The organism is Tepidiforma thermophila, assembly GCF_002563855.1.
Classification (GTDB): Bacteria; Chloroflexota; Dehalococcoidia; order Tepidiformales; family Tepidiformaceae; genus Tepidiforma; species Tepidiforma thermophila.
Genome location: NZ_PDJQ01000001.1, coordinates 2,030,326 through 2,049,951, shown reverse-complemented (window position 1 = coordinate 2,049,951; position 19,626 = coordinate 2,030,326). Strand labels below are relative to the sequence as shown.

The following is a 19,626-nucleotide window of genomic DNA, read 5'->3' as shown; positions in this document are numbered from 1 at the left end:
ACAACCCGACAGCCTGGACGACGCCGGATGCTCTTTCGCGACTCCCCCGAACACGCCGCCTTCCGCGCTGAGGTGCGCGCCTTCCTCGACGCCGAGCTGCCCCGCGAGACGTGGGACATGCGGAACGACCGGGAGGAGATGACCCCGGAAGAGAAGGAGTTCACGCGCCAGTTCCGGAAGAAGCTCGCTGCCCGCGGCTGGCTCACCATGGGCTGGCCGAAAGAGTTCGGCGGTGCCGGCGCCACCTACATGACTCAGACGGTCTACATGGAGGAGATGAGCGCAGCCGGCGCGCCCGGCGCCTACGACCAGGGCGTGTGGCTCGCCGGGCCGGCGCTCATGATGCACGGCACCCCCGAGCAGCAGCAGCGCTGGCTGCCCCGCATCCGGTCTGCCGATGACCACTGGTGCCAGCTCTTCTCCGAACCCGGCGCCGGCTCAGACCTTGCCAGCCTCCAGACCCGCGCCGTGCGCGACGGCGACGTCTACGTCATCAACGGCCAGAAGATCTGGACCAGCGGCGCCCAGGAGGCAGACTGGGGCATCCTCCTCGCCCGCACCGACCCTGAGGCGCCCAAGCACCGCGGCATCAGCTACTTCATGGTGGACATGCGCCTTCCGGGCATCACGGTTCGGCCGCTTGTCAACCTCATGGGCAGCCGCCACTTCTGCGAGGTGTTTTTCGATGACGTCCGCGTCCCTGCCGATTGCCTCGTCGGCGAGGAGAACCGCGGCTGGTACATCGCGACCACGACGCTCGACCAGGAGCGCTCGAGCATCAACCGCGTCGTCATGACCCGGAGCACGCTCTACGCCCTCATCGACTACGTTCGCGAACACCCGCACCTCCGCACCGACGTCATCCGCCACGAGCTGGCCGAACGGTACCTCGAGTTCGAAATCGGGCGCTGGCTCTGCTACCGCGTCGCCCAGATGCAAAGCGAAGGCAAGATTCCCAACGCCGAAGCGTCGGTCTCCAAAATCTTCGGGACCGAACTGCAGCGGCAGATGGGAATCACGGGGCTCCGCCTCCTCGGCCTGCCCGGCCAGCTCGAGCCCGGCTCCCGCTGGGCTCCGCTGCGGGGCCGCATCGAGCGGTGGGCCCTCGCCGCTCCGAGTTACACCATCGCGGGCGGCACCAGCGAGGTGAACCGGAACATCATCGCCACCCGGGGCCTTGGGCTCCCGCGAGGCTAGGCTTGCGCGCGGCGCGCCGCCGTCCGAACCTGCTCCGTGAGGAATCCGTGAACCCGAAGAACACCTTCCGCACCGACGGCACCATCGACGCCTTCGACAACCAGTTCCCCGGGCGCGACTACGTCATCGAATTCATCGCGCCTGAGTTCACCAGCGTATGCCCCATGACGGGACAGCCCGATTTCGGCACCATCCGGGTCACATACGTCCCGGACCGCAAGTGCATCGAACTCCGCAGCTTCAAGTTCTACCTGCACGCGTTCCGCAACCGGGGCATCTTCTACGAAGACGTCGTGAACACCATCCTCGAGGACATCGTCGCTGCGGTGCAGCCGCGCTCGGCGACAGTCACCGGAGAGTTCAACACACGCGGAGGCATCAGCGCCCGTGTCACTGCTTCGTACCCGTCTCGGCCTTCCGGGGCATGACGCTGCCCCCGGCGATTCCGTAGACTCCAGAGCCCGGAGCCCGAGGTGGGCTCGTGAGGACCGCATGCCCGTCAAGCCCGACCCGCCCGGCTTCCCCCAGCGGCGCTGCGCCGATGTCTGCAGCGTGACGGCCGCACAAATGCGCGAGGTCCAGCGCCTCGCCCAGGAAGAATTCGGTCTCGATATCCTCCAGCTCACCGAGAACGCCGGCAGGAGCGCCGCGCTCCTCGCGTTCGCGATGCTGGGCGGCCGCGGCCGGGGCCAGCGCGTGGTCGTGCTTGCCGGCGGCGGCAATAAAGGCGCCGCCGGCCTGGCGGCAATGCGCCATCTCGCCAACTGGGGCTGCCGCGTCGAACCGGTCATCAGCGGAGTCGAGGAAGAGGTCTCGTTCACGGCCCGCCGCCAGATGCACATCCTCCGCCAGAGCGGGCTCCTCCAGCCGGCTGACCTCGAGGCCAGCGAGGTGACGCTCGAGGAGCACCTCGCCAGCGCTGATCTTGTTATCGACGCGCTCGTGGGGTATGGGCTCGAAGGCCCGCCGGTCGGTGTCGCCGCGGCAGTCACCCGCCTCGCTATCGAATCCCGGCGGCCAATCCTCGCGCTCGATGTGCCGACCGGCGTCAACGCCACCACCGGGGAGGTCAGCACGCCCGCCATCCGTGCGGTCACCACCCTTATGCTCGACCTGCCAAAGCGCGGCTGCCTCGAGTCCCAGGCGCGCGGGATGGTCGGTGAACTCTACCTCGCCGACATCGGCATTCCGCTCAGTGTCCACCAGCGTCTCGGCATACCCGTCGGCCAGCTGTACGCCGAAGGCCCCATCGTGCGCCTCCGCCGGTAGGCGGGCGGCTTTGTCCGCCAACCGAGCCCGTGCTATAGTCAGCGCCGGTCCTTAGGGACGAATTTCACAAACGGCCCCCGCGTGCTGTACGAATACGGTCACATCGGCATCCTCGTCATCATCGCGCTGATCTTCCCGCTCGGCGCGGTCGTTACCTCGTGGGCGCTCCAGTTCGTCCGCATCCGGCCGAAGTCGCGGCCCGACCTGGTCCGCGATGACATCTACGAATGCGGGCTGAGGACCGAGGGCCCCAGCCTCGTCCAGTTCAACTTCCGCTACTACTACATCGCCCTGCTGTTCGTGCTGCTCGACGTCGAAATCATCTTCCTCTTCCCTTGGGCCCTCGTGTTCGACGCCGTCGGCTGGGTGGGGTACGGGAAGGGCCTGCTCTTCATTGCAACCTTCATCATCGGCGGCATCTACGCCTGGCGAAAACGAGCCCTGGAGTGGCGCCTGTGACCCGCGAACTCACCGGTCCCGAAGCCGCAGCCCTCGCCGAAGCGCTCGTTCCCGGTTCGGTTGACCGCACCACCGCGACGGCCTGTTACCTCAAACCCGAACGGCTGGTTGACACGTTCCGTGCCCTCCGCGACGACCCCGGCGCGAACCTGGTTCACCTGACAAACCTCTGCGGCGTGGACTACTGGGACCACTTTGAGGTGGTCTATCACATCCAGTCGTTCGAGAAGAACCACATCGCGCTCTTCAAAGTCGAGGCCTGGGGCCGCGAGAACCCTGAAGTGCCGAGCGTCACTCCGGTCTTCCACGGCGCCTGGATGCAGGAATGCGAGGCCTACGACCTGCTCGGCATCCGGTTTACCGGGCATCCCAACCTCTACCGCATTCTCCTCTGGGAAGGCTACCCGGGCTGGCCGCTGCGCAAGGACTTCCTCTCGATGCCCGGAGGGCTTCAGCCCGGACTTGGTGAATTTGCCGGCGTCGCCCGGCGGCAGGAACCGCCCGTGAAGGTGATCGAATGACCGGCATCATCAAAAGCGAACCGTTTGTCATCAACATCGGTCCTCAGCACCCGTCCACCCACGGGGTGTTCCGCATCAAGGCAACCGTCGATGGCGAAAAGGTCATCGATGCCGAGATGGTGATGGGTTACCTCCACCGGTCGATGGAGAAGCTCGCCGAGGAGCGCACCTACACCCAGAACATCCCCTTCACCGACCGCACCGACTACCTGAGCAGCATGTCGAACAACCTCGGCTATTGCCTGGCGGTCGAAAAGCTGGCCGGCATCGAAGTTCCCCCCAGGGGAAATGCCATTCGGGTCATCATGGCTGAACTCCAGCGCCTTGCCAGCCACTGCATGGCCGTCGGCGCGTTCGCCAACGACACCGGAGCCTGGCAGACGCCCGTGATGTGGGCCTTTCGCGAGCGCGAAAAGATCCTCGATATCTTCGAGGTCACCTCTGGCGCACGCCTGACCTGCAACTACATGCGCATCGGGGGCGTCGCCTTCGACCTCCGGCCGGAATTCGAGCCAATGGTCCGCCGCGTCCTCCGCGAGTTCCCGCCCTTCATCGACGAGATGGAAGGGCTGCTATCAGAGAACGAAATCTTCATCGCCCGGACGAAGGGCGTCGGTGTTCTCACCCCGGAGATGGCAATCAACAGCTCGCTCTCCGGCCCGATGCTCCGCGGCAGCGGCATCGCCTGGGACATCCGCAAGGCCGACCCGTACTGCGGCTACGAGCAGTACGACTTCGATATCCCCATCGGCTACAACGGCGACAGCTACGACCGCTTTATCGTCCGCCTGGAGGAGATGCGCCAGAGCCTGAAGATCATTCAGCAGGCGCTCGACGGCCTCCCCGGCGGGCCGTTCCGCACGGAGGTGCCGCTCGCGCTTCGCCCGCCGAAAGGCGAGGCCTACGCGCGCATCGAGAGCCCCCGCGGCGAACTGGGCTACTACCTCGTTTCCGACGAAGGCCCGTCGCCCTACCGCTTCCACATTCGGCCGCCATCGTTCATCAACCTCTCGGCACTGAAGGAGATGACCGTTGGCGGCACCGTCGCCGATGCGATCGTGGTCCTTGGCTCCATCGACATCGTCGTGGGGGAGATCGACCGGTGACCCCGTTCCTCGTTTCCGACAAGTGGTACGACATCCGCGACCTGGGGAACCTCTCCCGCGCACTTCTCGATGCCGCCGACAAGGTCCTCCCTGGCGGCGTGGTCTACGTCCTTGCCGCGCTCATCGGCTTCGTTGCGAGCTTCCTGCTGTTCGTCCTTCCTTCGCAGCTCATCATCGGCGTCTACGGCGAACGGCGGATCATCGGCCGGATGCAGTCGCGCCTGGGTCCGAACCGCGTCGGCCCGTTCGGCCTGCTCCAGCCCATCGCCGACGCCATCAAGCTCATCCAGAAGGAAGCGCTCACCCCGACGCAGGCCGACCGCGTCGTCATGTACATCGCGCCGATCATCTTCGTGATGCCGGCGGTCCTGCTCTGGGCGGTCATCCCGTTCGGCGAGAACATGGTCATCGCCGACATCCCGGTCAGCCTGATGTACTTCCTCGCGGTCTCCGCGCTCCCGGTTATCGCGACCTTCATGGCAGGCTGGAGTTCGAACAACAAGTACAGCCTGTTCGGCGCCATGCGCATCGTCTCGATGGCCATCAGCTATGAGTCGCCGCTTGTCCTCGCGCTCCTCGGCGCCGTTGTCATGAGCGGCACCATCAGCCTCTCGGGCATGGTCGCCTGGGCGGACGAGTACACCATCTGGATGGTGTTCGTGCAGCCGCTGGCGCTCGTCATCTACTTCATCTGTGTCAGCGCCGAGCTGAACCGCACCCCGGTCGATATCGCTGAGGCTGAGTCCGAAATCGTTGCCGGCTACCTGACCGAATACTCAGGCATGAAGTGGGGCCTGTTCTACGGTATGGATATCGGTTACGCTCTGGCCGCCTCCGGTTTCGCTGCGACCGTGTTCCTCGGCGGCTGGACCTTCTTCGGGCTCGAGCAGTGGGTGCCGGGCTGGCTGATCTTCATCGCCAAGACCCACCTGTTCTATTTCCTCTTTATCTGGACGCGCGGTACGCTTCCGAGGCTGCGTGCCGACCAGCTCATGGCGTTCGCCTGGAAGTTTCTCCTCCCCCTCGGCGTCTTTAACCTCCTCATCGTCAGCACCGAGCGGATGCTCTGGGCCGAGCAGGACTACGCGAAGGGCCTCATCTACGTTTTCGCACTGGTGAACATCGCCCTCTCCGTCGGGCTGGTGTACGCGTGGGCGCGGTTCAACGGCTACCGACCCGAACGGACTCCTACCCGGCCGCGCCTCGTCAAGCAGGCCGGCGGCTACATCCCGGTCGGGGAGCGCCCCTAATGGACGGCTTCGGCGTCTCGCTCGCGTTCTGGGTGCTGGCGGCCGTCACGCTCGTCGCTGCGGGCGGCGTGATGGTCTCGCGCAACCTCCTGCACGCCGTGCTCTTCCTCATCCTCACGTTTGTTGGCGTTGCCGGTTTCTTCGTCCTGCTCTCCGCCGACTTCATCGCGATGGCGCAGGTCATCATCTACGTGGGCGCCATCGCCGTCCTCGTCCTGTTCGCCGTGCTTCTCACCCCGCGCGCCAGCCGCGATAACGGCGAGACACGCTGGGCGCTGCCGGGGGTGCTGCTTTCTGTGTGCCTCGCGGCTATCTTCCTCTTCGTCATTCACGATACCGCCTGGAAGACGACCGACGACGTGCCGCAGGGCCTCTCGGCGAGTGACCTCGGAACCGCGCTCCTCACCACTTGGGTGGTTCCGTTCGAAATCGCCAGCGTCCTCCTGACCGCCGCCCTGGTCGGCGCCATCATGCTGACCCGCAGCCCGGAAGAAGAAGCGGAGGACGCCCTCGCATGAATCCCGGCATCGAACACTTCCTCACCGTGGGAGCGCTGCTCTTCTGCCTCGGCCTTGCCATTGCGCTGAGCAAGCGCAATGCCGTCGGCGTGCTGATGGGCGTCGAGCTCATGCTCAACGCCGTCAACCTGACGCTCATCACCTTCTCGCGATTCACGGTCAGCCCCAATCCCATCGCCGGGCACACCTTTGTCGTGTTCGTCCTCACGGTGGCCGCCGCCGAGGCCGCCGTCGCGCTGGCGCTCGCCGTCGCCGTCTATCGCAACCGGGAGACCATCGACGTCGACCGGCTCAATCTCCTCAGGTCGTGACGCAGTATGTGGGTTGAATTCATGTCGGTTCGCAACGCCTACGTCGCCCAGACCTGGGCGGAGCTGTTCGCTGCCGAAGCACTGAGCGTCCGCATCGTGCCGCCCATCGGTTACGGGGAGAAGGCGTCGATGCTTGATGAGCGCACCCTCTACGTGCCGTCGGGCAAGGCCCACGTCGCCCGCGAAATCCTGAGGAAGATCTGAGCCGATGCTATTCCTCGCTGCCGAGCCCTCTGCTGCCTCCACGCCGACCATCGACCAGGCCGTGCTCTGGGCGATCATCGCCTGCCCGCTCGTCGCCTGGGCGCTCATTGCGATCTACCTCCGGAAGCTCCCGGCGATCGCCGGCTACGCGGCCATCCTCGGCATCGGCGCGGCGATGGTCCTGAGCTACGTCACGCTCTTCAACGTTATTGACGCGAGCGGCGGCGTCGCGCAGTACACCCACGAATGGTTCACCGCCGGCGACCTGGTCGTGCCGATTGGCGTCCGCGTCGATGGGCTGACTGCCGTGATGCTGGTTGTTGTCACGACAGTTGCCTTCCTCGTCCAGGTCTACTCCACCGGCTACATGGCAGGCGACCCGGGCTACGGGCGGTACTTCGCCCACATGTGCCTCTTCACGACCTCCATGCTCGGACTCGTCCTCGCCGACAACCTCTTCCAGATGTTCGTCTTCTGGGAGCTTGTGGGCCTCTGCTCCTATCTGCTCATCGGGTTCTGGTTCCACAAGCCGAGCGCCGCCGCCGCCGCCAAGAAGGCCTTCATCGTTACCCGCATCGGCGACCTCGGGCTGCTCGCTGCCCTGCTCCTCATCTGGACCCGGGCTGAGACGTTCGATGTCACGGCCATCCAGGAGTGGGCTGCAAGCGGTGAGGCGAAGAGCACCATCGTCACGCTCTTTGCCCTCGGCCTCTTCGCCGGCGCGGCCGGCAAGTCGGCGCAGTTCCCCCTCCACGTCTGGTTGCCGGACGCTATGGAGGGCCCGACGCCCGTTTCCGCACTCATCCATGCAGCGACGATGGTTGCTGCCGGCGTGTACCTCGTTGCGCGCTTCTTCCCGGTGTTCGAAGCGTCGACCGATGCTGCTGACGTTGTCGCGTGGATCGGCGCTATTACCGCCTTGCTCGCTGCGACGATTGCGCTGGTCCAGACCGACCTCAAGCGCGTCCTCGCCTATTCCACTGTGTCACAGCTCGGCTACATGATGCTGTCGCTCGGCGCGCTCGGCTACGTCGCTGCGATCTTCCACCTCTTCACCCACGCCTTCTTTAAGGCGCTCCTCTTCCTCGGCAGCGGCTCCGTCAACCACGCCACAAACACGTTCGATATGCGCAAAATGGGCGGCCTGCGGAAGGCCATGCCGGTGACGTACTGGACGTTTGTCATCGGCTCCCTCTCGCTTGCGGGCATCTTCCCCCTCGCCGGCTTCTGGTCGAAGGACGAAATTCTGCTCGATGCCTGGCGGCACGACCGGGCGCTCTGGGCCATCGGCGCTGTCGTTGCGTTCATGACCGCGTTCTACATGTTCCGGGCGATCTTCCTGACCTTCCATGGGAGCTACAAAGGCGGCGAGCCCGTCGACCACCACGACCCGGATAACCATTTCCACGGCGACCCCGCCCATCCGCACGAGTCGCCCTGGTCCATGAAGGGCCCGCTCATCGTGCTTGCTATCCCGTCAATCGCTGCCGGGTGGTTCGCCTACGACCACATGTTCAAGGACTTCATCGAGGCTGCGCTGCCCGAGGCCGGCCACCATGGCAGTACCTTTGAGGTCGGCATCGCAGTGTCGTCGACCATCATCGCGCTGGCTGGCATCGGCACTGCCTACGCCATCTACATCCGCCGCTGGGTCGACTCGGCCTCCATCCGCGCCACCTTCGCTCCGCTTGCCATCATCTTCGAGCGGAAGTACTTCCTCGATGACCTGTACGAAGGGCTGTTCGTCCGGCGCATCTTCTACGGCGGCTGGTGCCGCCTGCTCGAAACGTTCGACCGCCGGGTCGTCGACGGCATCGTCAACGGCACCGGCCAGGTCGGTCGCCTCGCGAGCGACCGCCTGCGCGCCATCCAGGTCGGCGAGGTGCAGTCGTACGGGCTGGGTGTGGCTGCCGGCGTGATCGTCATCTTCATCGCCGTCATCCTGGCGAATCCCCTCTAGGAGGCCGTGGTGGAACTGAGCATCCTCATCTTCCTGCCCGCCATTGCGGCCGCCGTCATCCTGCTGCTCCCCCAGCGGTTCGAGCAGAACGCGAAATGGGTGGCCCTCGTGACCGCCGCCGCCATGTTCGCGCTGTCGATCCAGCTCTTCTTCCGCTTCGACCCCGACGCTTCCGGTTACCAGTTCGTTGAGCGGCGCTCTTGGGTCGATATCGGTGCCTTCAACCTGCAGTACTTTGTCGGTGTCGATGGCCTCAGCCTGCCGCTCGTGGTTTTGACCACCTGCCTCACCCTCGCCTCGGTCCTCGTCTCCTTCAGCATCACCCACCGGCCGCGCGCCTACTTCGCCTGCCTGCTCATCCTCGCCAGCTCGGTCGTCGGGGTCTTCGTCTCGCTCGACCTGATGCTCTTCTTCCTCTTCTGGGAGCTCGAGCTCTTCCCGATGTACCTCCTCATCTCGATCTGGGGGTCAGGCAGGAGGGAGTACTCGGCAACCAAATTCGTGCTCTACACCATCGCCGGCTCGGCGTTCATGCTCATCGGCATCCTGGTCCTCGCATTCGACGCCCGGACGTTCGATATCGAGCAGCTTGCCGGTGCGGAGTTCCGGGACACGCTCCTCCCGCTTGGCTGGGTCTTCTTCCTCCTCTTCGTCGGGTTCGCGGTCAAGCTCCCCATCGTGCCGCTCCACACCTGGCTCCCCGACGCCCATAGCGATGCCCCGACAGCCGTCTCCGTGATGCTCGCCGGCGTGCTCCTGAAAATGGGCGGCTACGGCATCATCCGGCTCTGCGTCACCCTCATGCCCGAGGTCGCACACGACTGGGACGCCTGGATGGCCGGGATCGGGGCGTTCAGCGTGCTCTACGGTGGGTTCATTACCCTCCGGCAGACTGATGTCAAACGGCTCATTGCCTACTCCTCGGTTTCGCACATGGGCCTCGTTTTGCTCGGTATCGGCGCGCTTGGCTCGACGGGGCTGACCGGCGCGACCTACCAGATGCTCGCCCACGGCCTCATCACCGGCCTGATGTTCGTCATGATCGGCCTGATGTACGAGCGCACCCACACGCGCGACATCGCGCGCCTCGGCGGCCTCGCCCGGCAGATGCCGCTCATCGCGACGGGGATGGTCTTCGCCGGCATGGCATCGCTCGGTCTCCCGGCGCTGGCCGGCTTCGTTGCCGAGGTCACCGTCTTCCTCGGCGCGTTCCAGCGGTTCGAATGGGCCGTTCTCGCATCAATCATTGGCGTCGTACTCTCGGCAGGCTACATCCTCTGGATGCTCCAGCGGGTGATGTTCGGCCCGGTCCGGCACGAGTGGGATGAACTCCACGACCAGCGCCACTGGTGGGAGCACACCGTCGTTGGCGGGCTTGCGGCGCTCGTCATCCTCCTTGGTGTCTACCCGGCGCTCATCATGAACGTCGTCGAACCCGCGATGACCACGCTCGCTGAGAGGTTGCAGGTATGAACGGTATCGACGTCCTCGGGCCGCAGCTGAGCGTACTCGTCGCGGCTGGCGTCGTCCTCGTCGCCGATGCGCTGTTCCCCGGTCAGCGCCGCATTCTCCCGTTCCTCGCCCTTGCCGGCCTCCTGACGGCGGCGCTCTGGACTACCTCCTGGGTCGGGCGCGGCGAATACCAGACGGTCTTCGATGGGACGATCGCGCTGGACCGCTACGCCGTCTTTTTCCAGTACGTGTTCGCCGGCGTGACGGCGACGGTGATCCTCGCCTCTATTGACTGGGTCAACCGCGAAGGGCGCCGCCAGGGCGAGTACTACGCCCTTGTCCTCACCGTCTGCGGAGGCCTGATGCTCCTCGCCGGCGCGCGGGACCTCATCACCATCTTCATCGCGCTCGAACTCTCCTCGATTCCCCAGTACATCCTCGCGGGCTGGGGCAAGGACGCGAAGTCGAGCGAGGCCGGCCTGAAGTACCTCCTGCTCGGTGCAGTCGCCTCGTCGCTGCTCCTTTACGGCATGGCGCTCCTCTATGGTGTAACCGGCACCACGCTCCTTTCGGGGATCGCCGATGCCATCGCCGCCGACGGCGAGTCGTATCGCGGTCTCCTCATCGTCGCGATGACGCTGCTCATCGCCGGGTTCGGCTTTAAGATGGCCGTCGTCCCGTTCCAGATGTGGGTGCCAGACGTCTACCAGGGTGCGCCGACCCCGGTCGCCGCCTTCCTCTCCGTCGGATCAAAGGCCGCCGCGTTCGCGGTCGCGATTCGCGTCTTCTTCGAAGCCCTCGGCGCCGACTTCCTCCGCGACGACTGGTCGATGATTTTTGCCGTCATCGCTGCCGTATCGATGACGCTTGGCAACCTGATGGCCATCGTCCAGACCGACATCAAGCGGATGCTCGGGTATTCGTCGATCGCCCAGGCCGGCAACTTCCTGGTGGGCCTCGCAGCCATCTCTGTCGCCGGTGAAGAGTTCACCCTCGGCGCGAGCGGGGTCCTCCTGTTCGTCGCCGCGTACGCCTTCACCAATCTCGGCGCGTTTGTCGCAGTCATCGCCATATCGCAGCGCATCAACTCGGACCGCATCGCGGACTACGCCGGGATGTGGCGGGTGTCGCCGTTCCTCGCGCTCGGCCTCGCGTTCTGCCTGGTCTCGCTCACCGGCATCCCGCCGACCGTCGGCTTCTGGGCAAAACTGTACATCTTCAACGCGGCCGTCCGCGCCGATCTGGTCTGGCTGGTCATCATCGGCGTGCTGAACAGCGTCGTTTCCGCCTACTACTACCTGGGCGTGGTGCGGGTGATGTTCCTCGGCGAGCCGGGCACCGAACAGCGCTTCCGGGTCTCGCCCTCCATCGCCGTCGCCATGACGGCGACCGCGCTCGGCGTCCTCATCTTCGGCATCATCCCGATGCCGCTCATGTCCGCGGCGCGCGACGCCGTCGAAATCTTCGCCCGCTAGCCGTGTCGGACGAGGTCCCGTACGACATCTCGGTCGAAGTGGTCGTCGATGCGCCCGACGTGGATGTCGACGCCCTCTACCGGCTCGCCGCGGAAGTGATGGCCGGCGAATCCGTCGAACCCGGCACATCCCTCGCCATTCTGATTACCGACGACGACGAGATCCGGCGGCTCAATGCCCAGTTCCTCCGCATCGACGAGCCGACCGACGTCCTCTCCTTCCCGGACGAGCCGGGCGACTTCGTTGAGGCCGTGCCGGGTGAGCCGCACCTCGGCGACATCGCGATCTCGATTGACACCGCCCGGCGGCAGGCCGAGCAGATCGGCCATCCGCTTGCCGCGGAACTTGCCCATCTGCTGGTCCACGGCATTCTCCACCTCTGCGGCTACGACCACGTCAACAGCCCGGAGGAAGAGGCAGCGATGCGGGCCCGCGAGGAGCACTACCTCGGCGACCTCGGCCACCTGCACTGCCACTGACCCCGCCATGCCGGCGTGGCACACCTGTTCTATACTTCAGGGTACCCCGCGGACAGGAACGCTTGTGCTCTACGGTAAGTGGCGGCCTAAAGGCTTCGCAGAAGTCGTCGGACAGGACCACATCGTTCGGACCCTGAAGAATGCCCTTGCGACCGGGCAGATCGCGCATGCGTACCTCTTCAGCGGGCCGCGCGGCACCGGCAAGACGACGACCGCTCGCATCCTCGCCCGTGCCGTCAACTGCCACCAGCTCCGCGATGGCGAGCCCTGCAACGCGTGCGATGCCTGCCGGGCCATCCTCTCCGGCTCCGCCCTTGACCTGATCGAGATGGACGCCGCCAGCAACCGCGGTATCGATGATGTGCGGGAGCTGCGCGAGAAAATCGCCTACGCCCCGTCCGACCTCGCCCGCAAGGTGTACCTCCTCGATGAGGTCCACATGCTCACGGAGGGGGCGTTCAACGCCCTGCTCAAGACGCTTGAAGAGCCGCCGCCCCACGCAATCTTCATCCTTGCCACCACCGACCTCCACAAGGTCCCGGCGACCATCATCTCCCGCTGCCAGCGGTACGACTTCCACCGGGTGCCCAACGACGCCATTGTCGAACGGCTCGCGTACATCTGCGAGCAAGAGGGGGTCAGTGTGCCCCGCGAGGGGCTCCTTGCCATTGCCATCCAGTCCCGGGGCGGTCTCCGCGACGCCATCACGATGCTGGAACAGGTCATCGCCCGGTACGGAGCGCAACCCACCGTCGATGATGTGCGCACGGCCCTTGGGCAGGTTCACGACAGCCGCGTGGCCGGCCTCGTCCGCGCGCTGCTGGCATCCGACCTCGCCAGTGCGCTCGACATCGCCCGCTCGGTCGCCGATGACGGGCTCGACATCGCAAGGTTCACCCGCGGCGTGATTGACCTCATCCGCGAGCTGCTCGCGCTCGTGCTGCGCGACGGCACAGCGGGCCGGCAGGACGAGCTCGTTGAACTCGCCCGTTCGCGGGCCGACGCTGTGCCGGTATTAGTGCAGGCGCTCTCCGAACTCGCGCGGGCCGACTTCCGCCTCGACCCGGCCAGCCCCGTCCCGCTCGAAGTCGCCTGTGCAGCCGCGATTCTTGGGCCCGTATCTCCCTCCCAGGCGGCGCCCGCCCCGGCCGCGCAGCGCCCTGCTCCCGCGCCGGCCGTGCGCCCGGGGGCCGCTCAGCCGGCTGCCGGCCAGCGCAGTACTGCTCTTACCCGCGAGGAGCGATTCGCCCGCGACCTGTACGAGCACTGCAAGATGGTCAACCCGTCGCTCGCGATGTGGCTGAACGGCTCCTTCGAGGTCCTCCAGATGGACGGCGACGAGCTCGTGCTCGGTTTCCAGCGGAAGATGCCGCTCGAGAAGGTCGACACCGCCTGCCGGCCAATGGTCGAGCAGCAGGCCGCGGCCATCCTGGGGCGCGAAGTCCGGCTCACCGTCAAACTGATTGAGGGCACCAGTCAGCCCCGGCGCGAGCCCCGCCGAGGTCACCTCGTCGAGGCGGCGAAGGCCATGGGCGGCCAGCCCGTCGGAAAGGACTCCTGATGGCGAAAGGTAGCGGCAATAACCGGTATCTCCGTCGCGCCGGCGGCGGACTCCCCGGCCGCAGCTCCATGGGCGGCGGCAATGCCCTCGCCCAGGCGCAGGAGCTGCTTGCAAAGGCCCAGGCGGAACTCGCAGCCGCAACGGTCGAGGGCACCGCCGGCGGCGGCGCGGTGCGGGTCACCATGTCCGGCGAGCAGAAGATTCTCGGGATCCGGCTTGAGCCGGAGGTCGTCGACCCGGACGACGTCGAGATGCTTCAGGACCTCATTATGGCCGCCATCGCTGACGCAACCCAGAAGGCCGCTGAGCTCCAGCAAAAGTCATTCGGGGCCATCACGGGCGGCCTCGGCCTGCCCGGCCTCGGCCTCGGCTAGCACACCGCGATGCCCGAATCGCTCGCCACGCCCGAACCGATCCAGCGCCTGATCGAGGCCTTCCATCGCCTGCCCGGGATCGGCCCAAAGTCGGCCCAGCGGCTCGCCTACCACCTGGTGCGCACCTCACCGCAGGAGGCGGAGGGCCTCGCCCGGGCGATCGTCGAGGCGCGCGAGCGCATCCACTACTGCTCCCGCTGTGTGAACCTCACTGAGCGCGACCCCTGCGCAGTCTGTGCCGATCCCCGCCGCGACCAATCCACCATCTGCGTCGTCGAACAGCCGCTCGATGTGCTGGCAATAGAGCGGTCAGGCATCTACCGCGGCGTGTACCACGTCCTCCACGGCATCCTGAACCCGATGGAAGGGATCGGCCCGGAGCACCTGCATATTGACGCCCTCGTCGCGCGGGTCGCCGGTGGTGACGTGCGCGAAGTCATCATGGCGACCAATCCCAGCCTCGAGGGCGAAGCCACGGTGATGTACATCCAGCGGGTGCTCGCCCCGCACGGGGTCCGGGTGACCCGCCTCGCCCGCGGCCTGCCCTCGGGCGCCGACCTCGAGTACGCCGATACGATGACGCTCGCCCGCGCGCTCGAGGGGCGCCAGGAGCTCTAGGCATGGCCGGCCGGCCGGCGCGCACCCTTGCGACCGAGGCCATCGTCCTTCGCCGCCGCCCGGCCGGCGATGCCGACGCCATCCTCGTCCTCCTCACCCCGGGCGAGGGCCGCGTTGATGCCGTCGCCCGGGGCGTGCGCAAGCCCCAGAGCAAACTGCGCGGCCATGTCGAGCCGGTCACGCGCTCCCGGTTCCTGCTCGCCCACGGCCGCTCCCTCGACGTCGTCGCGCAGGCGGAGTCCGTCGATGCCTACCTCGGCATCAAGGCGAACCTCGACGCCCTCGCCGCCGCCATCTACTGCTGCGAGCTGGCCGAGCGCTTCGCCGCCGAGCGGTCGCCCCAGCCCGACCTCTACCTGCTCCTCGTCGACGCTCTCGACGCGCTCGCGAGGGGCGCGAACCCTGCGCTCGCGGCACGCTACTTCGAAGTCCACCTCCTCGCGGTCTGCGGGTTTGAGATGCAGATCTCGGCCTGCGCTGGCTGCGGCGCTGGACTGCCTGAGGCGGACGCCCTCTTCTCCGCAGCTTCGGGCGGCCTGCTGTGCGCCGCCTGCCGCGTCGAGGTGCCGGGCCGGCTCCTCTCGGTGCGCGCCCAGAAGGTGCTTCGCTACGCCCGCCGGGCCGGCGTCGATGCGTTCTGCGGCGTCCGCGTCCCGGCCGAGACTGCCGAGGAGGTCCGCGCCGCCCTCGGCGAGGCGATCAGGGCAGTGCTCGATGCGGAGCCGCGGTCGGCCCGGTTTCTCGAAACCCTCCCGCCGTCATGAATCGCGCGCCTTCCCGGCGCCGTACCCTCGGTGCGTGTACAATGCCGCTGCACAGCTGAATCTTGGGCCGACCCGAGAAACCCTGTCGCTGGAGGAGGGGGAGGATGCCCCTGTACGAGTACTACTGCGAGCCCTGCAACGGGATCTTCGAGGAGCTTCGCCCCATGCGCGAAGCCAGCGAGCCGGTGCCCTGCCCGGTCTGCTACAAGGACGCGAAGCGGATCATGCCCACCTCCTTTGCGGCGTTCACCTTCCGCGACGGCTACCCGCGGCGCATCCCTGACGACGGCAAGTACTGGCATCTCGGCAAGAAGGTCTCGCGCCTCGTCACCAGCGCCCGGCCCAATGAACACCCCGAGGTCAACAAGCCGGAGCCGAAGAAGCGGAAGACGAAGGGCGAGAAGCAGGAGCTGCAGGACATGAAGGAGCTGGCGGCGAAGCGGGAGCTCGTCGACCTGTACGGCAACGAGATCAAGCCCGAGGAAGTCCCCGAAGTCGTTGAGCAGGGCCGGGTCGTCCGCAAGGGGACGCCCCGAGGGCTCTAGCGCCTCGCTGCGCCCTCCAGTCTGCGGGTGGAGGCCGGGCTCCTGCGGCTTAGCCTCCTGTCGATGAGCGGACTGTCAGCTGTTCCGTGAGAGAACGTACTCGCTCAGGTCGATGAGGCAGCGCTTCGTTTCAGATTCTGGCAGGAACGCGATCGCCTCCTGCGCCCTGCGGATGTAGTCCCGAGCCATCTCCATCGAGGCGTCGATGCACTCTGAGTTTCGAACTGCCTCGATGGCCTCGCGCAGCCGGGACTCCCGGTCACGCCGGGCGAGAATGAATCGCCGAATCGGGTTGTCCTTCGGGTAGCGTTCGAGGAAGAGCAGCCCGGGAAGCGTGATGGTCCCCTCGAGCAGGTCGCTTCCGACGGGCTTGCCCATGACGGTCTCGTCGCCGATGAAGTCGAGCACGTCGTCGACAATCTGGAAGGCCATGCCGAAGCTGTACCCGTACGTCCGCATCGCCTCGATGACCCGCTCATCGCAGTTGCCGAGCATCGCGCCGCCTTCTGTGGCGTTGGCGAAGAGCGCAGCGGTCTTGCCCCCGATCCGCCACAGGTAGTGCTGGACGTCCTTCCCGGCATCGAAGGCGGCGGCGTCCTGGTCGAGCTCGCCGCTCGTCATCTTCATCAGGGCAAGTGCGAACAGCCGGGTGACGGCGAGGCTCCCTGTCCGAGTCACCATCTCCGCGGCGTTGGCAAACATGTAGTCGCCGAGGAGCACAGTCAGCGCGTTATCGAACACCGCGTTGGCCGTAGGCCGGCCCCGTCGGCTGGTCGCGCCATCGACGACATCGTCATGGACGAGGCTGGCAGTGTGCAGCAGCTCGATCGCAGCACCGAGCGGCACGAGCTTGTTCAGGTTGTAGTCGCCGAGGTGGCCGGCAAGGAGCACAAGCGCCGGGCGCAGCCGCTTTCCCCGGGCCTCGAGCGCGTGGTCGAGCATCCGCTTCAGCGGCGGGAGGTCGACATTTTTCGTCGATTCGAGGAGGTCTTCGACGAGGACCATGTCCTCGGCGACGGGTCCGTACAGCTCCGCCACCTGCACGGCGGTCATCGCGCCGCCGCCCCGGCGAGTGACGCTGCGACCAGCCGCCGCGCGTTCTCCGTTGTCACGCGCGCAACCTCCGAGAGCAGCTCCCCGCGCGCGGCTGCAACCGCCCGCGCAGTCTCGACGATATAGGCCGGTTCGTTGCGTTGTCCTCGCATTCCCTGTGGAGGAAGGTACGGAGTGTCGGTTTCGATCACAAGTGAGCGCGCTGGCAATCCGGCGGCGAGTTCGCGCGTCCGGTCGTTTCTGGGGTAGGTGACCGGCCCGGCAATAGAGATCAGGTAGCCGAGCTCGACGAACGGCCGGGCTTCGCTGAGCGTCCCGCCGAAGCAGTGCATCACCCCAGGCAGGGGCAGGCCGGCCGCAGCCGCTGCCTTCGCGAATGCCTCGAGCTGCGGGAGGATGGCCGTCTCCGCTGCCCGCGAGTGCACGCAGACGGGCTTGCGCACATCGAGCGCAAGCTGCAGCTGCGCCTCGAGCAGCCGCCGCTGGTTCGCCTCCGATGACCAGCCGCGATAGGCGTCGAGCCCAAGCTCGCCGATGGCCACCACCTCCGGTGCTGCGGCCAGCTCCCGCAGGCGGGGCAGCACGTCGGCCCACGCCGTATCGGCCTCGTGCGGGTGCAGTCCAACCGCCGGGTAGAGCTGCCCCGGGTACCGGGCGGCCAGGCGGACCGTTTCCTCGCTCGACGGGAGGTCGTAGCCGACGACAACCATCGACCTGACGCCGGCAGACCACGCCCGTTCCAGCACGGCCTCGAGATCGGCGGCGATTTTCGGGTCCGTCAGGTGGGCGTGGGTATCGAACAGCTCCGCAGTCATGCCTCCGCGGCCTCGCGCGGCTCAATCTTCGTGTAGAGCGGCCGGACCGGCCCGAGCCGCGTGCCCGGCTGCATCGGCCGGAACCTCCACCCCTGGGCGCGGACGGTGCCTTCCTGCCCGAGGTCGGCATGCAGCTGCTCGGTCGAGAACGGGAGCACCGGGTGCAAAAGCGTCTTCAGTGCATTGATGGCATCGAGCGCGGTAACGAGCGTCTCGGCGGCGTGGTCGGGGTCGGTCTTCACGGCCTTCCACGGCGCGCGTTCATCGAGGTACTTGTTGGCCGACTGCGCGAGCTGCAGCGCCGTCTGGAGGCCGCCGCGGAAGTGGCACCGCTCCAACTCGTCCCCGACCGCATCGAACATCGCCTCGCACTCGGCCAGCAGCGCCGTGCTCTCCGGCGATCGCGAGGACACTGCCGGCACGACCCCGTCGAAGTTGCGGTGCACCATCGAGATGACCCGGTTCGCGAGGTTGCCCCAGGTGCCAATGAGCACATCGTTGTTCGCGCGGATGAGCTCGTCCTCGCTGAACACGCTGTCGTTGCTCTCCGGCATGATGGTGGTCAGGTAGAACCGGATAACGTCGGCGTGGTACTGGTCGAGGAGGTCGAGCATCCACGTCCCCGTGCCCTTCGACTTGCTCTGCTTCTGCCCGGCGGCGAAGTTCACGTACTGGTTCGCCGGCACATCGTATGGGAGGTTGAGGCCCCCATACCCGAGCAGCATCGCCGGCCAGATGATGGTGTGAAACGGGATGTTGTCCTTCCCGATGAAGTAGTACGAACGGGTCGCGGGGTCCTGCCAGAAGGGCCGCCACGCCTCGGGCTCGCCGCGGGTCTGGGCCCACTCCTTGCTTGCCGAGAGGTAGCCGATGACGGCATCAAACCAGACATAAATGCGCTTGTCTTCAAAGCCGGGCACCGGCACCGGCACCCCCCAGGAGATGTCGCGGGTGATTGCGCGGTCCTTCAGCCCCTCATTCAGCATGCCGAGCGTGAAGTTCTGCACGTTTCGTCGCCAGTGCGGCTGTCGGGAGACCCATTCGCGCAGGGGCTCCTCGAACGCCGAGAGCTTCAGGAAGAAGTGCTCTGAGGGCTTCAGCACCGGCCGCGCTCCGCTCAGCTTGCTGCGCGGGTCGCGCAGCTCCGTCGCATCGAGCGTCTTGCCGCAGTTATCGCACTGGTCGCCGCGCGCTTCGGTGTAGCCGCAGTACGGACAGGTGCCTTCGACGTACCGGTCGGGCAGGAAGCGCCCGACCTCGGGGTCAAAGAGGTACTCGTCGGTACGGCGGTAGAGATACCCCTTCTCAAGGAGCCGCAGGAACATGTCCTGCGTGACGGCGTAGTGGTTCTCGGTCAGTGTGGTCGTGAAGAGGTCGAATGAGATGCCGAACCGCTCCCACACCTCAAGAATCTTTGGGTGGTACCGCTCCACCACCTCGCGCGGCGAAATCCCCTCGCGGTCGGCGGTGACGGTAATCGGCGTCCCGTGGCAATCCGACCCGGAGACCATGAGCACTTCGTTCCCGCGCAGGCGCTGGTACCGGGCAAAAATGTCGGCGGGCAGGTAGGCGCCGGCCGCCTGGCCGACGTGCAGGAGGTAGTTTGCGTACGGCCACGCGACGCAGACGAGGACACGGTCGGGCACGGTTCACCTGGGGAAAGGAGTCGACCAAATCCTACCACACCGGCGGTAT

Annotated in this window: 22 protein-coding genes; 19 read left to right on the top strand and 3 right to left on the bottom strand. The window is 66.4% G+C overall.

The features are described 5' to 3' along the window. Positions 1–27 precede the first annotated feature (27 nt). The 19 genes from A9A59_RS09945 to A9A59_RS09855 all read left to right on the top strand — a co-directional run bounded on the left by A9A59_RS09945 (position 28) and on the right by A9A59_RS09855 (position 16,063). Positions 28–1,197 carry an acyl-CoA dehydrogenase family protein gene (locus A9A59_RS09945; RefSeq protein WP_098504120.1) on the top strand — a complete coding sequence of 390 codons (1,170 nt, stop codon included), beginning with the start codon at positions 28–30 and terminating at the stop codon, positions 1,195–1,197. Between the two features lie 47 nt (positions 1,198–1,244). Next, positions 1,245–1,625, top strand: a complete 381-nt coding sequence (queF, locus tag A9A59_RS09940; protein WP_098504866.1) for a preQ(1) synthase — start codon at positions 1,245–1,247, stop codon at positions 1,623–1,625. A 64-nt stretch (positions 1,626–1,689) separates the two neighbouring features. Next, positions 1,690–2,466: an NAD(P)H-hydrate epimerase gene (locus tag A9A59_RS09935; RefSeq protein ID WP_098504119.1), complete on the top strand. Its 777-nt coding sequence runs from the start codon at positions 1,690–1,692 to the stop codon at positions 2,464–2,466. An 81-nt stretch (positions 2,467–2,547) separates the two neighbouring features. Further along, positions 2,548–2,925 (top strand): NADH-quinone oxidoreductase subunit A, encoded by a 378-nt coding sequence (locus tag A9A59_RS09930; RefSeq protein ID WP_098504118.1) that lies wholly within the window; start codon positions 2,548–2,550, stop codon positions 2,923–2,925. Then, complete coding sequence (locus A9A59_RS09925) at positions 2,922–3,446, top strand: NADH-quinone oxidoreductase subunit C (RefSeq protein WP_098504117.1); 525 nt, start codon at positions 2,922–2,924, stop codon at positions 3,444–3,446. Before A9A59_RS09930 ends, A9A59_RS09925 begins: the two co-directional genes overlap by 4 nt. Before the next feature lie 5 nt (positions 3,447–3,451). Further along, positions 3,452–4,552: an NADH-quinone oxidoreductase subunit D gene (locus tag A9A59_RS09920; RefSeq protein WP_098504865.1), complete on the top strand. Its 1,101-nt coding sequence runs from the start codon at positions 3,452–3,454 to the stop codon at positions 4,550–4,552. Next, positions 4,549–5,802, top strand: coding sequence for an NADH-quinone oxidoreductase subunit NuoH (gene nuoH / locus A9A59_RS09915; RefSeq protein WP_278286869.1), 1,254 nt, complete (start codon positions 4,549–4,551; stop codon positions 5,800–5,802). Before A9A59_RS09920 ends, nuoH begins: the two co-directional genes overlap by 4 nt. Then, entirely contained in the window at positions 5,802–6,320 is a 519-nt protein-coding gene (locus tag A9A59_RS09910; RefSeq protein WP_098504116.1) for an NADH-quinone oxidoreductase subunit J family protein, read from the top strand. Before nuoH ends, A9A59_RS09910 begins: the two co-directional genes overlap by 1 nt. Next, positions 6,317–6,631 carry an NADH-quinone oxidoreductase subunit NuoK gene (gene nuoK, locus A9A59_RS09905; protein ID WP_098504115.1) on the top strand — a complete coding sequence of 105 codons (315 nt, stop codon included), beginning with the start codon at positions 6,317–6,319 and terminating at the stop codon, positions 6,629–6,631. The genes A9A59_RS09910 and nuoK overlap by 4 nt, the downstream gene beginning before the upstream one ends. 21 nt (positions 6,632–6,652) lie before the next feature. Next, the gene (locus A9A59_RS09900; RefSeq protein ID WP_133117586.1) at positions 6,653–6,835 is read left to right on the top strand and encodes a hypothetical protein; all 183 of its coding nucleotides are present in this window, start codon (positions 6,653–6,655) and stop codon (positions 6,833–6,835) included. Positions 6,836–6,839: 4 nt separating this feature from the next. Next, on the top strand, positions 6,840–8,795 hold the full coding sequence (gene nuoL, locus A9A59_RS09895; RefSeq protein WP_278286868.1) for an NADH-quinone oxidoreductase subunit L: 1,956 nt from the start codon (positions 6,840–6,842) through the stop codon (positions 8,793–8,795). A gap of 9 nt (positions 8,796–8,804) precedes the next feature. After that, positions 8,805–10,268 carry a complex I subunit 4 family protein gene (locus A9A59_RS09890; RefSeq protein WP_165772646.1) on the top strand — a complete coding sequence of 488 codons (1,464 nt, stop codon included), beginning with the start codon at positions 8,805–8,807 and terminating at the stop codon, positions 10,266–10,268. Continuing rightward, on the top strand, positions 10,265–11,722 hold the full coding sequence (locus tag A9A59_RS09885) for an NADH-quinone oxidoreductase subunit N (protein WP_098504112.1): 1,458 nt from the start codon (positions 10,265–10,267) through the stop codon (positions 11,720–11,722). The genes A9A59_RS09890 and A9A59_RS09885 overlap by 4 nt, the downstream gene beginning before the upstream one ends. A gap of 2 nt (positions 11,723–11,724) precedes the next feature. After that, positions 11,725–12,201, top strand: a complete 477-nt coding sequence (ybeY, locus tag A9A59_RS09880) for an rRNA maturation RNase YbeY (protein WP_278286867.1) — start codon at positions 11,725–11,727, stop codon at positions 12,199–12,201. Between the two features lie 64 nt (positions 12,202–12,265). Continuing rightward, a complete protein-coding gene (gene dnaX, locus A9A59_RS09875; RefSeq protein ID WP_278286866.1) occupies positions 12,266–13,762 on the top strand; it encodes a DNA polymerase III subunit gamma/tau in 1,497 nt (498 codons plus the stop codon). 68 nt (positions 13,763–13,830) lie between these two features. Further along, positions 13,831–14,136: a YbaB/EbfC family nucleoid-associated protein gene (locus tag A9A59_RS09870; protein ID WP_098504110.1), complete on the top strand. Its 306-nt coding sequence runs from the start codon at positions 13,831–13,833 to the stop codon at positions 14,134–14,136. Between the two features lie 9 nt (positions 14,137–14,145). Then, positions 14,146–14,754 (top strand): recombination mediator RecR, encoded by a 609-nt coding sequence (gene recR, locus A9A59_RS09865; RefSeq protein ID WP_098504109.1) that lies wholly within the window; start codon positions 14,146–14,148, stop codon positions 14,752–14,754. A gap of 2 nt (positions 14,755–14,756) precedes the next feature. Further along, positions 14,757–15,518, top strand: coding sequence for a DNA repair protein RecO (gene recO, locus A9A59_RS09860; protein WP_098504108.1), 762 nt, complete (start codon positions 14,757–14,759; stop codon positions 15,516–15,518). 104 nt (positions 15,519–15,622) lie between these two features. Continuing rightward, positions 15,623–16,063 carry an FmdB family zinc ribbon protein gene (locus tag A9A59_RS09855; RefSeq protein ID WP_098504107.1) on the top strand — a complete coding sequence of 147 codons (441 nt, stop codon included), beginning with the start codon at positions 15,623–15,625 and terminating at the stop codon, positions 16,061–16,063. Positions 16,064–16,138: 75 nt separating this feature from the next. On the opposite strand, the gene A9A59_RS09850 is transcribed toward A9A59_RS09855, so the two are convergent. The 3 genes from A9A59_RS09850 to metG are packed head-to-tail and all read right to left on the bottom strand — an operon-like array spanning position 16,139 to position 19,577. Continuing rightward, complete coding sequence (locus A9A59_RS09850) at positions 16,139–17,116, bottom strand: polyprenyl synthetase family protein (RefSeq protein WP_098504106.1); 978 nt, start codon at positions 17,114–17,116, stop codon at positions 16,139–16,141. Beyond that, positions 17,113–17,931, bottom strand: a complete 819-nt coding sequence (locus tag A9A59_RS09845) for a TatD family hydrolase (protein ID WP_098504105.1) — start codon at positions 17,929–17,931, stop codon at positions 17,113–17,115. The genes A9A59_RS09850 and A9A59_RS09845 overlap by 4 nt, the downstream gene beginning before the upstream one ends. Next, complete coding sequence (gene metG / locus A9A59_RS09840; protein ID WP_098504104.1) at positions 17,928–19,577, bottom strand: methionine--tRNA ligase; 1,650 nt, start codon at positions 19,575–19,577, stop codon at positions 17,928–17,930. The genes A9A59_RS09845 and metG overlap by 4 nt, the downstream gene beginning before the upstream one ends. Positions 19,578–19,626 lie beyond the last annotated feature (49 nt).

What these genes read in the sequence shown, in the direction of transcription:
- A9A59_RS09870 (WP_098504110.1), top strand. Translation starts at nt 13,831, where the DNA reads ATGGGCGGCGGCAATGCCCTCGCCCAGGCGCAGGAGCTGCTTGCAAAG.
- A9A59_RS09910 (WP_098504116.1), top strand. Translation starts at nt 5,802, where the DNA reads ATGGACGGCTTCGGCGTCTCGCTCGCGTTCTGGGTGCTGGCGGCCGTC.
- A9A59_RS09945 (WP_098504120.1), top strand. Translation starts at nt 28, where the DNA reads ATGCTCTTTCGCGACTCCCCCGAACACGCCGCCTTCCGCGCTGAGGTG.
- A9A59_RS09855 (WP_098504107.1), top strand. Translation starts at nt 15,623, where the DNA reads ATGCCCCTGTACGAGTACTACTGCGAGCCCTGCAACGGGATCTTCGAG.
- A9A59_RS09850 (WP_098504106.1), bottom strand. Translation starts at nt 17,116, where the DNA reads ATGACCGCCGTGCAGGTGGCGGAGCTGTACGGACCCGTCGCCGAGGAC.
- A9A59_RS09845 (WP_098504105.1), bottom strand. Translation starts at nt 17,931, where the DNA reads ATGACTGCGGAGCTGTTCGATACCCACGCCCACCTGACGGACCCGAAA.
- A9A59_RS09885 (WP_098504112.1), top strand. Translation starts at nt 10,265, where the DNA reads ATGAACGGTATCGACGTCCTCGGGCCGCAGCTGAGCGTACTCGTCGCG.
- A9A59_RS09900 (WP_133117586.1), top strand. Translation starts at nt 6,653, where the DNA reads ATGTCGGTTCGCAACGCCTACGTCGCCCAGACCTGGGCGGAGCTGTTC.
- recO (WP_098504108.1), top strand. Translation starts at nt 14,757, where the DNA reads ATGGCCGGCCGGCCGGCGCGCACCCTTGCGACCGAGGCCATCGTCCTT.
- A9A59_RS09935 (WP_098504119.1), top strand. Translation starts at nt 1,690, where the DNA reads ATGCCCGTCAAGCCCGACCCGCCCGGCTTCCCCCAGCGGCGCTGCGCC.
- nuoK (WP_098504115.1), top strand. Translation starts at nt 6,317, where the DNA reads ATGAATCCCGGCATCGAACACTTCCTCACCGTGGGAGCGCTGCTCTTC.
- recR (WP_098504109.1), top strand. Translation starts at nt 14,146, where the DNA reads ATGCCCGAATCGCTCGCCACGCCCGAACCGATCCAGCGCCTGATCGAG.
- nuoL (WP_278286868.1), top strand. Translation starts at nt 6,840, where the DNA reads ATGCTATTCCTCGCTGCCGAGCCCTCTGCTGCCTCCACGCCGACCATC.